Below are 11,358 nucleotides of genomic sequence, written 5' to 3' on the forward strand. Positions count from 1 at the left end.
TTAGTAGAAAATATAGTAGAAAGGAAGGGGAGCTATGTTTAAATCATTTGATATAAAAGAATTAAATCTAACTAAGTATCTATTTTTTACGGGTAAGGGAGGCGTTGGCAAAACATCAACAGCATGTGCAGTAGCAGTAAATTTAGCTGATGATGGAAAGAAAATTATGCTTGTAAGTACTGATCCGGCTTCAAATCTTCAAGATGTGTTTGGTACTGAATTAAACAATAAAGGAGTTCAAATAAAAGATGTTCCTAATTTAGTGGTTGCAAATTTTGAACCAGAAGTGGCCGCTGCTGAATATAGAGAAAGTGTTATTTCACCATATAGAGGAAAGCTACCACAAGCTGTGATAGATAATATGGAGGAACAATTATCAGGTTCATGTACTGTGGAAATTGCAGCATTTAATGAATTTTCATCAATGATAACAGATGAAAAAGCGTCGAAAGAGTTTGACTATATCATATTTGATACAGCACCAACAGGTCATACTTTAAGAATGTTACAATTACCTTCTGCTTGGAACAATTTTATTAACGAAAGCACTCATGGTGCATCATGTTTAGGACAGCTTTCTGGTCTTGAAGATAAGAAAGAAATTTATAAAAATGCAGTAGAGACTTTAGCAGATAAAAATAAAACAACACTTGTACTTGTATCTCGCCCTGAAAATACACCATTAAAAGAAGCAGAAAGAGCTTCACATGAACTTCAAGAAATAGGAGTTAATAACCAAGTACTGATTATAAATGGTGTGCTACAAAATCATGATGATTATTTATCAACTGCTATTTATGAAAAACAGCAAAAAGCTTTAAAAGATATGCCAGCTAAACTTAAGAATATTGAAACTTTTCAAATTCCATTAAGACCTTACAATATAACAGGACTTGAAAATGTAAGATCATTACTAAAAGAAGATCATATTAAAGTCAGTAGTGATACTCTAAATATGACTTCAATACCTAAATTAAAAAATGTTATTGAAGATTTATATAACAATAATAAAAAAGTCATATTTACAATGGGAAAAGGTGGAGTTGGTAAGACAACTATAGCAGCTACAATAGCATTAGGTCTATCTAAAAAAGGCAAAAAAGTTCATTTAACAACTACTGATCCAGCAGGTCATTTAAAGTTTGTATTGGATGAAAGCAATGGAATTTCATTAAGCAATATTGATGAAAAGGAAGAACTTAAAAAATATCAGGAAGAAGTATTGAGTAAAGTAAGAGAAAGCAATGCTAGTGAAGAAGATATTGCTTATATAGAAGAAGATTTAAGATCTCCATGTACTCAAGAAATTGCAGTATTTAGAGCTTTTGCAGAAATAGTTAATAAATCTGAAAATGAAGTTGTAGTAATAGATACAGCACCAACAGGACATACATTATTACTTTTAGAATCAACAGAAAGTTATAATAAAGAAATTTCAAGGTCAGAAGGAGAAATACCACAATCTGTAATAAAATTATTACCTACTTTGAAAAATGAGAATGATACAGAAGTAATAGTAGTTACATTAGCAGAAACAACACCAGTATATGAAGCAATGAGGCTTAAAACTGATTTAGATAGAGCTAATATTTATAGTAAGTGGTGGATAATAAATTCAAGTCTTTATGCAACAAATACTAAAAATAATGTCTTAAAAGCAAAAGCTAGCAATGAAATTCAATGGATAAATAAAGTTAATGAAATTTCAGAAGGAAATTTTGCAGTTGTTGAATGGAAAGCAGAAGAAGTAAAAGATAAAAATCTTATTGATTTATTAAGATAATTTTTAATGAAAATTATTTAAGTATAGATTATAAATGATGGAAGGAAGAAGAAACATGAAGAAAAAGGTAGCATTTATTTGTGTTCATAACTCATGTAGATCACAAATGGCAGAAGCATTAGGAAAACTTTATGGAGAAAATGTTTTTGAAAGTTATTCAGCTGGAACTGAAACAAAACCACAAATAAATCAAGATGCAGTTAGAATAATAAAAGATTTATATGGTATAGACATGAACAAAACACAAAAATCTAAGTTATTAAGTGATATACCAAAGGTTGATATAGTAGTGAAAATGGGATGTAATGTAGTATGCCCATTTTTGCCGGCACAGCATACAGAAGATTGGGGCCTAGATGATCCAACTGGGAAAAGTGATGAAGAATTTATAAAGACAGCTAAATTAATAGAAGAAAAGATCAAAGATTTAGTTGTAAGAATACAGAATAATGAAATCTAAAGAATTGTTATTCTAATTCATAATCAAATTCATGGTTATAGAAAGCTATGACCATGAATTTAAAAAAAGGAGTGATTTTTATGTCAAACAAAAATAATAGTGGACTAGGTATTTTTGAAAAGTACTTAACAGTTTGGGTGGCGGCATGTATTATTATAGGAATTGCTATAGGAAAGTTTTTGCCAATAATTCCTGGGACTCTAAGTAAATTTGAATATTATAATGTATCAATTCCAACTGCAATATTAATATGGCTTATGATATATCCAATGATGCTTAAGATTGATTTTACAAGTATAATAAATGCAAGTAAAAAGCCGAAGGGACTTATATTAACATGTGTAACAAACTGGCTTATTAAACCTTTTACTATGTATGCAATTGCATGGTTCTTTTTATATGTAGTATTTAAAAGTCTTATCCCTGCAGAACTCGCAAAGGAATATCTAGCAGGAGCTGTATTACTTGGAGCAGCACCATGTACTGCAATGGTATTTGTATGGAGCCATTTAACTAAAGGAGATCCAGCATATACACTAGTTCAAGTGGCTGTTAATGATTTAATTATTTTAATTGCATTTGCACCAATAGTAGCATTTTTACTTGGAATTGGAGATGTCAAAGTACCTATTGGTACACTAGTATTAGCAACAATATTGTTTGTTGTAATTCCGTTAGTACTTGGATGTGTAACAAGAACAGTAATAATTAAGAATAAAGGAGAGAATTATTTTAATAATGTTTTCTTAAAAAAGTTTGACAATGTAACAATAGTGGGATTGCTATTAACATTAATAATACTATTCTCTTTTCAAGGAGATATTATATTGAAGAATCCAATTCATATTTTATTAATAGCAGTACCACTTACAATTCAAACCTTCTTTATATTTGCAATTGCTTATTTTGGTGCTAAGTTATTAAAATTACCTCATAATATAGCAGCACCAGCTGGAATGATTGGAGCAAGTAACTTTTTTGAATTATCTGTTGCAGTAGCAATATCATTGTTTGGATTACAAAGTGGAGCTGCAACAGCTACTGTTGTAGGTGTTCTAGTAGAAGTGCCAGTAATGTTAGCACTTGTTAAAATAGCCAATAATACTATAGGGTGGTTTAAGAATAATTAGTAATTAAAAATATCAAACTTACTATGATAGATAAAAATTGATGTACTAAAGAAAAACATTTTACAGATTTGTAGTTCTTTAATAATTAAAAGGAGTGTAAATTATGAAGTATCATATTATAACTTATAGTGCACAAGTTAGATTTAGCGGGGAGAGAGTTTATTTTAGCAAAGTAATAGATATTGATCCAATTGATTGTTTTATTAAAATAAAAGAGGAAGAAACAAGCTCTTATACAGAATTTGTGCTTAATTTTTTTTGTGAAATAAATAAAGATCAATATTTAAAGTTATTAGATAAACGCTAACTATAGAAAATGATATTTATGTTATTTGAGTGCTTTGTAAAAAAATTCAATTATATAAGCTCCAGATAAATATTTGCTGAATGAATAGAGAAAAAATGAAAGAAACAGATTTGACAAAAGGAAGAGTTATCTCAGTTATAACCGCATTAGCATTACAAATAATGGGAAGCTCTTTTTTGCAATTTACTTATAATTTAATTGATATGATGTGGGTAGGTGGACTTGGTAGTGGTGCAGTTGCAAGCATTGGATCATCAAGTTTATATATAAATATAGGATACTCTATAAATGCTTTAGTTGTTATTGGAACTGGAATAACTGTAGCACATGCAATTGGCAGAAAAGATGATACAGAAGTAAAAGAATATATAAATTCTGGGATACTCATTAATGCGATTATTGGAATTATTTTTGGAATTATATTGATATTGTTAGGAAAAGGCTTCATAGGATTTTTAAATCTTAATAATTATGAAGTTGAAAGAAATGCATATCACTATTTGGCAGTAAATGCACCTATTTTATTCTTTGCATTCTTTAATATGATGTATACAAGGATATTAGGGAGTTTTGGGAATAATAAGCTGGCATTTAAGATTAATGCAGTTGGAGTAGTTATAAATATAATAATTGACCCTATATTCATCTAGTTTTTTAAACTTGGAGTTATAGGAGCTGGACTTGCTACTCTGATTGCCAATATAATAATGTTCATTTTATTTAAAATAAATTCTAATGGAATACTTACATATGATTTTAAAAGATCGATAGATTATAGAAAGATAAAAGAAATTGTGAAATTGGGATTTCCAATGGCGTTTCAAAGAATTCTATTTACAATTATAAATATTCTATTAGCAAAAATAATTGCAGTTTTTGGATCAGATGCAATAGCAGCACAAAAAGTAGGAGTTCAGATAGAATCTATTGCCTATATGATAATTGGAGGACTTAATGGAGCAGTTGCAAGCTTTACAGGCCAGAACTTTGGAGCAGAGAAGTTTAAAAGAATAAAAGAAGGATATAAAAGTACATTAATCATAGGAATAATTTACTCAATGGTTATGGCATGTGTATTTTTACTGTTTAACAGGCCGTTGATTAACTTATTTATAAGAGATGAAGCAACCATTGTAATTGCAGCATCATATTTAAAAGTAGTAGCTTTTTCACAAATATTTAGTGCAGTAGAAATGATATCAAATGGTTTATTTACTGGAATAGGGAAACCTAATATTTCGGCAAGTATAAGCATTATATTTACAGCACTTAGAATTCCATTTGCATTATTATTAATTAAACCTTTTGGTATAAATGGAATATGGTTAAGTATTTCACTTTCAAGTATTCTTAAAGGTATTTTTTCTTATTTACTATATGAAATTAAAGTAAGAAGAAAGTATGTAGACATTGTAAAATAAATATAGTGAAATTAATGAAGAGGCATAACAAAATGATAAGACTGGTTAAAGTAGTTTTGTAATTGAAAATAAATCATTTCAATTATAAATAAATAAATAAATAAATAAATAAATAAATAAATGGATACTTAGAAAATAAAAAATGTATCCATTTATTTTTTTGATTAAATAGTTGTATATTACAACTATTTTGCAATATTATATAAGTATAGTAATTATTTAGAAGGAGGGTTTATAATGGAATATAAAATAATAAATATGCAAAAAGAACATTGGGAACAAGTAAAACAAATCTACTGGGAAGGTATTGAAACAGGAATAGCAACATTTCAAACAGAAATACCTAGCTATGAACAATGGGATAATTCTCATCTAAAATTTGGTAGATTTGTAGCATGTAATGAAGAAAAAGTTTTAGGATGGGTTGCTTTAAGTTCAACATCAAGCAGATGTGTATATTCTGGAGTAGTAGAAATAAGCCTTTATATTGGAAAAGATTTTAGAGGAAATGGTATTGGCAAAGCGCTTATGAAAGAGGCAATTAAGCAAGGAGAAGAAAAGGGTATATGGAGTTTCTACTCTGCAATAATAGAAGAAAATATTGCAAGTATAGAATTACATAAAAAATGTGGATTTAGAGAAATAGGTACACGTGAAAAAATAGCTAAATTAAGTAATGGAAAATGGTCAGATACAGTATTAATGGAATTTAGAAGTAAAACAGTTGGTATTGGCTAACTATAGGGTAACATTATTATGAATAGAAGTAATGAATTTAGAGAATTAATACGGAATTTAGAAAGAAAGCTAGGATTACTTAATAAAGAAGGTGGAGGATGCTATTATAATGTATCTTTAGCACAATGTCATGCTTTGGTAGAAATAGGACGAGCTAATAGTATATCAATAAAATCTTTATCACAATTGTTAAATTTAGATATAAGCACAATGAGCAGAACTGTAGATAATTTAATTGCAAAGAATTATGCTATTAAGATGAAATCAGATAAAGATAAACGTATATTCATAGTTAAACTTACAGATGAGGGGAAGCGACTATTCAATTCAGTTGAAAATAAAATGAATGATAAGTTTGAGAAAGTTTATGAAAAAATAAACATTGATGATAGGGATGATATTTTAAATTCATTGAGAATATTAATAGAGGTATTTAATAATAATTTTATTGAGTAAATTATTATGTAGGCAGACACAAATTTGCTGACAATTTGCCGACAATGCAGAAGTTAGATTAAAATATAATACAAATATACTTTAATATGTAGTATTATCACATATCATTCAAATCCCCTATTTTCAAGGGTTGAGATGATGTATAATGATTTAATGTAATATATTTGGAGGTTATACTGTACGAATACGCCTCATGCAGAAATTATAATGAGTTTAGAAATATATAAGAAGTATAAATTAAAGGGTGGCAAATATAAATGTGCCACCCTTTTGCCACCCATGCACAAGTTTTATGAAATTATAAAGTAATACATATAATTTTAAGAGAAGATTGTATTTCTCTTAAAGCTCGCATTTTAGAGGGTTACAATGATATAAATTAATTTAGTGTAATATATCAGAAGATATTATATCTACAAACTCCGCATGCTGAGACAGTTGTGAAGCTGGCATTGAACGCTTAGTGAAGTGGAGCTTGTCGACATCTGAACTTAGGGTTCAAGCCCGCATTTTGAAGCTTGTCTGAAGAATGTGTTCATTAAAATAAATAGCCATTTATAAAGGATTTTATAAGGCGATAATTTATCGCCTGCCGCCCATTTGCCGACGGAATTGTTACCTTGTCGACAAGTGGGCATTTTATTTTTAATAAGATGTTTGAAGTTGTGCTAGGAAGAATTTAAAAATGAATTGGTTTTAGAAAATACAAAGATATTAGTTCTTTTTTTCTGCTATTTTGAGGTGAAAAATGATTAATGAAAATACAATAAAATATGTTACTGCAACAATTGGAACTACTCTTACTTGGGTGTTTGGTGCTTGGGATACGGCTTTAACTGTACTTGTATGTTTTTAGATTATATAACAGGAGTTGTAAGAACTTTTGTAAAGAAAGAAGTAAGTTCAAATGTTTGACTTATTGGAATAGCAAGAAAGTCATTAATATTAGTAGTTTTAATAGTTGGAGTTTTATTAGATAGGTTATTAAATGCAGGAACTTGAGTGTTTCGAACTTTAATAGCCTATTTTTATATTGCAAATGAAGGAATCAGCTTACTTGAAAATTGTGTGGGATTGGGACTTCCAGTTCCACAAAAATTACAAGATACATTAATTTAATTAAAAGAAGGAAATAAGAAAGAATTATAGGAGGAAACAAAATATGAAAATAGGACTAAGAGGTGGACATTCAAAGAATTGTATAGGAGCAGTAGGAATTGTAGATGAATATAGCCAGATGCAGAAGTTTTATACTCATGTAAGTGAATTATTAACTAATAATTCATATTATTATACAGATTGAAATTTTAATTAAAAATTATATATAATTCGCTTGATCCAATTATTTGAGGCTTTAGATAATACTATTTGTTATAGTATTATCTAAAGCCTTCTTTCTTTATTTTTATGCTTTTTGACCATCTTTTTTCAACTTATAAAGTATACTAAATATGTATATTATTTCGTGTAAGACAAATAATAAAATGAAAAAAATTTATTTTTTGGAGGTATTGAAAGTGTTTGAACACAAAAAGCAATTATTACATGAAGTAAAAGTTGAAAGGCCTAATCCACAATATGCAGTTCTTATGCAAGAGCAATTAGGCGGAGGAAATGGTGAACTTAAGGCAGCAATGCAATATATTTCTCAAAGTTTTAGAATAAAAGATCCAGAAATAAAAGATTTATTTTTGGATATTGGGGCAGAAGAACTTAGCCATATGGAAATGGTAGCACAAACAATAAATTTATTAAACGGTCATGAGGTTGCAAATGAAAAAGTTACTAGTGGTGAAATACAAACACATGTACAATGTGGATTATCACCTGTATTAATTAATTCATCAGGAGCACCTTGGACAGCTGATTATGTAACAGTTACTGGAGATTTAGTTGCAGACTTATTATCTAATATAGCATCAGAACAAAGAGCAAAAGTAGTATACGAATACCTTTATCGACAAATTGAAGATAAAGAAGTGAGGGCTACAATTGATTTTCTACTTAACAGAGAAGAAGCACATAATGCTTTATTTAGAGAAGCTTTAAACAAAGTTCAAAAGACTGGATCAAATAAAGATTTTGGAGTTACTGAAGATTCAAAGTTATATTTTAATTTATCTAATCCAGGACCATCTCATGAAGCATCTAATCCAACTGCACCATCATTCGAAAATCCAAGAAAATAGGATTTATAACTAAAAATACTACAAGATTTTACTAAAGCGCCTGTACCAACTGTACATGTTATGCCAAGAACAGAGGTTCAACAATTTGATGATAGAGAAATGGCAACAGCATATCTTTTAACATTAAAAAGGGCTGGAAGAGAATATGCTTGGAGTGCAATGGAAGTAAGTAATCCAGAATTAAGAGAATTTTTAAAGGATGTATTCACAATGAGTTGTAATCATGCATATGAAGTTTGGCAATGGATGGTCAAGAAAGGTTTTTATTCATTAAGTCCAGCTAAACCAGAATAAATTAATTCTGCTGGTTCAATATTTAATGAAGTACAACAATAAATATATTTGTATATAAATCCCATATAAGGTGAAAATAAATATGATTATTTCGAGAAAAAGTGCACATAATATATAAGTAAAATATTATAGGTGGTGATTAAATGAGAGCACTTTCAGATGTTGAAAATATATCTTTAGCAGCAATCTTAAAAATGGAAAGCGATGGAGTAATTATGCAAAGAGCAATAAATACTCTAATATCAGATGAAGATTTAAAGAGACAATCAGAAGCTAGTATTTTAGCAACAGAAGGTAGAATTAAAGGGATACAACAATTTATAAGTGAAAATAATGTATCAGTTGCTAAGGAGGAATAAGGTTATGACAAATATGATTGGAAATTTAATTAAGAATAGTGTTGATATAGATGATAAAATGATAGCAATCAGCATGCTATCAGCAGCAAAAGAATCAGCAGATCTGTATCTTAATTCAGCATTAACAAGTAGTACCCCAGAGTTAAGAGCAATTTATTCGGCAGCACTAGTACAAATGGTTGAAGGGCACACAGCGCTTACAGAATTGAGTATTAATAAAGGATGGCTTAAACCATATAGTACACCTACTGAACAATTAACATGTTCTTATAATGAATCAAAAAATGCTATTAATGAAACTAAGTAGAAACTTATAGAGAACTCTAGAAATAGGGTTCTTTTTTGTGCAATAAAGCAGAAAAAGTAAGGTGGGGAAACTATGTAATAGTGTAACAGTAATCATAATATAAAAGTTCCTATTGAAATAAGGTTTTTTAGCGATATTAAAAATATTACAATAATAACTAATCTTGATATGAAGATAGTTCTAGCAATATATTTCAGTTTCATTAATTGCCATATGAAAATTACATGTAAAAAAAGCAAAAATAAGTAGAAGATATAATTTATTTCTGATAACATCTATAAATAAATCTTTTAATGAAGAATTTTCTGTTTTTTTCTGTCAGCAAACACAAATTTGTCGACGATTTGCCGACAATGCACAAGTTATATTAAGATAAAATACAAATATATTTTAATCTGTATTATTATTACATATCATTCGAGTGCCCTATTTTCAAGGCTTGAGATGATATATAATGATTTTATGTAATATATTTGGAGGTTATAATGTACGAATACGCCTCATGCGGAGTACAACGAAAAACTATATAGAAATCCTTAATTTTAGACACTTCTTCAACCATTTTGTTTTTACAAATGAGGGTGATAAAATCCGCAATAAACAGTTAAAAAAATATATTAACGTTTCTGTAGTTATTGATATGGAGTGTGGGAACACAATAAAATAAAGATTTAGATTTTAAGGAGTACCGTATAAATGGTACTTTTTTTCTGTGTCAAAGATAGGAGAAAATTGGATTGACTGTTAATACTGTTATCCAATTAATTGATAAAGTATTGTATAATATTTAATATAGTAAATATAAAGAGGATAATTTGTAAAAATTTCAATGTCTTTTATTAAAGCTATAGGAATATTAAGAATGTTAGTGTTTTTCTTTTATAATTAGCAGTATCTCAGAGATGCATTGTGTAAGAAAAACAAGGATGATACAATAAATAACAGCATTTAAGGATGGAGGAACTATGATAGAATACTTACAAAAGAATGTTATCTCAATATTTTCATTAATCATATCAATCTTTCCTCTATCGTTTAGTCGGAAAACTGCAAAACTAAATAGCTATAACCAGGTGCTATAATATCTTCTTTATGCCGAGAGGGTTCTTTGCTAAATTGAAGGAAAAGTATAATTTTAATGTAAAAATATACAATTCGGTACAATCGAAAGTTATTCCTTTTGAGCATGAACCTATTATCACTCCTAAAATTGGAGGGATTTATGAAGCACAAATGTTTTCTATATTTGATGATGAATTATCTTTAGGTATTAACAAAACACTTCCTATACATATTAACTATGTAGATAGAGAAAATTTCAATTTAGATACAGATCAAGAATTAAAGAATTTAGGTACTATGGAGGGTAGTGTTCATAATGTTTTAGCAACTAGAATAAAAGGACATGGTTTATCTTGGTCTATGACCGGAGCAAATGCAATGGCTAAATTACTGTGTTTAAAACATAGCCAATGCGATTTGTTAAGTGAAATTGAGGAAATAACCAAAAGAAAAATTAATGTAGATTTTGAATATAATATTAAAAATGAACTTGACAATGAACTGAAGAAAGCTAAGAAAGATATAAATGACGCTGTAAGAGACATTTTATATGAAAAGACTAGTAAATTTTCTAATAAAGAATCTCACATAAAAGTTTTTTTAGAGCATTACGTGGTTTACTATAAAATTTTTAAAATTAGTTTAAATAATTTGAGGATATTTTGTGATAAAATTCAGATTCCATGCATTGGAATAAAAATAAAAAGTTTTGCCCCACATTTCTTTTACAGTAACTGGGCATTGATAGGTGCTTTTAAATAACTGTAAATGTTGCTATACTAATTGATAAGGAGCAAGAATTTATAGTATAGATGAATATAACAAAGATAGGTCATATTTTATATTTAATAA

At 28.5% G+C, this 11,358-nt stretch carries 11 protein-coding genes and 3 pseudogenes; all 14 read left to right on the forward strand.

Annotated elements, in window-relative coordinates:
* Positions 1 to 34 precede the first annotated feature (34 nt).
* Positions 35 to 1,783, forward strand: coding sequence for an arsenical pump-driving ATPase (gene arsA / locus BN2920_RS04880; protein WP_058293901.1), 1,749 nt, complete (start codon positions 35 to 37; stop codon positions 1,781 to 1,783).
* 55 nt (positions 1,784 to 1,838) lie between these two features.
* Positions 1,839 to 2,243, forward strand: coding sequence for an arsenate reductase ArsC (locus BN2920_RS04885; RefSeq protein ID WP_058293902.1), 405 nt, complete (start codon positions 1,839 to 1,841; stop codon positions 2,241 to 2,243).
* Between the two features lie 80 nt (positions 2,244 to 2,323).
* Complete coding sequence (gene arsB, locus BN2920_RS04890) at positions 2,324 to 3,373, forward strand: ACR3 family arsenite efflux transporter (RefSeq protein ID WP_097919293.1); 1,050 nt, start codon at positions 2,324 to 2,326, stop codon at positions 3,371 to 3,373.
* Positions 3,374 to 3,476: 103 nt separating this feature from the next.
* Positions 3,477 to 3,680 (forward strand): hypothetical protein, encoded by a 204-nt coding sequence (locus tag BN2920_RS04895; RefSeq protein ID WP_058293904.1) that lies wholly within the window; start codon positions 3,477 to 3,479, stop codon positions 3,678 to 3,680.
* A gap of 95 nt (positions 3,681 to 3,775) precedes the next feature.
* Positions 3,776 to 5,101: pseudogene (locus BN2920_RS04900) on the forward strand (MATE family efflux transporter).
* 237 nt (positions 5,102 to 5,338) lie between these two features.
* Complete coding sequence (locus BN2920_RS04905; protein WP_058293905.1) at positions 5,339 to 5,839, forward strand: GNAT family N-acetyltransferase; 501 nt, start codon at positions 5,339 to 5,341, stop codon at positions 5,837 to 5,839.
* An 18-nt stretch (positions 5,840 to 5,857) separates the two neighbouring features.
* Positions 5,858 to 6,295, forward strand: coding sequence for a MarR family winged helix-turn-helix transcriptional regulator (locus tag BN2920_RS04910; RefSeq protein WP_058293906.1), 438 nt, complete (start codon positions 5,858 to 5,860; stop codon positions 6,293 to 6,295).
* Between the two features lie 748 nt (positions 6,296 to 7,043).
* Positions 7,044 to 7,414: pseudogene (locus BN2920_RS04915) on the forward strand (phage holin family protein).
* Between the two features lie 43 nt (positions 7,415 to 7,457).
* Complete coding sequence (locus BN2920_RS21975) at positions 7,458 to 7,598, forward strand: hypothetical protein (protein WP_242868300.1); 141 nt, start codon at positions 7,458 to 7,460, stop codon at positions 7,596 to 7,598.
* Between the two features lie 214 nt (positions 7,599 to 7,812).
* Entirely contained in the window at positions 7,813 to 8,484 is a 672-nt protein-coding gene (locus BN2920_RS04920) for a manganese catalase family protein (protein WP_058293907.1), read from the forward strand.
* 15 nt (positions 8,485 to 8,499) lie between these two features.
* Positions 8,500 to 8,778 (forward strand): annotated as a pseudogene (locus BN2920_RS04925) (spore coat protein); the annotation flags it as partial.
* A gap of 143 nt (positions 8,779 to 8,921) precedes the next feature.
* Complete coding sequence (locus BN2920_RS04930; RefSeq protein ID WP_058293908.1) at positions 8,922 to 9,137, forward strand: hypothetical protein; 216 nt, start codon at positions 8,922 to 8,924, stop codon at positions 9,135 to 9,137.
* A gap of 4 nt (positions 9,138 to 9,141) precedes the next feature.
* Positions 9,142 to 9,444: a spore coat protein gene (locus BN2920_RS04935; RefSeq protein WP_058293909.1), complete on the forward strand. Its 303-nt coding sequence runs from the start codon at positions 9,142 to 9,144 to the stop codon at positions 9,442 to 9,444.
* A gap of 1,116 nt (positions 9,445 to 10,560) precedes the next feature.
* Complete coding sequence (locus tag BN2920_RS21980; protein ID WP_242868304.1) at positions 10,561 to 11,268, forward strand: UPF0236 family protein; 708 nt, start codon at positions 10,561 to 10,563, stop codon at positions 11,266 to 11,268.
* Positions 11,269 to 11,358: the final 90 nt, after the last annotated feature.

The sequence above is a fragment of the Clostridium neonatale genome (genome assembly GCF_001458595.1).
Taxonomy (GTDB): domain Bacteria; phylum Bacillota; class Clostridia; order Clostridiales; family Clostridiaceae; genus Clostridium; species Clostridium neonatale.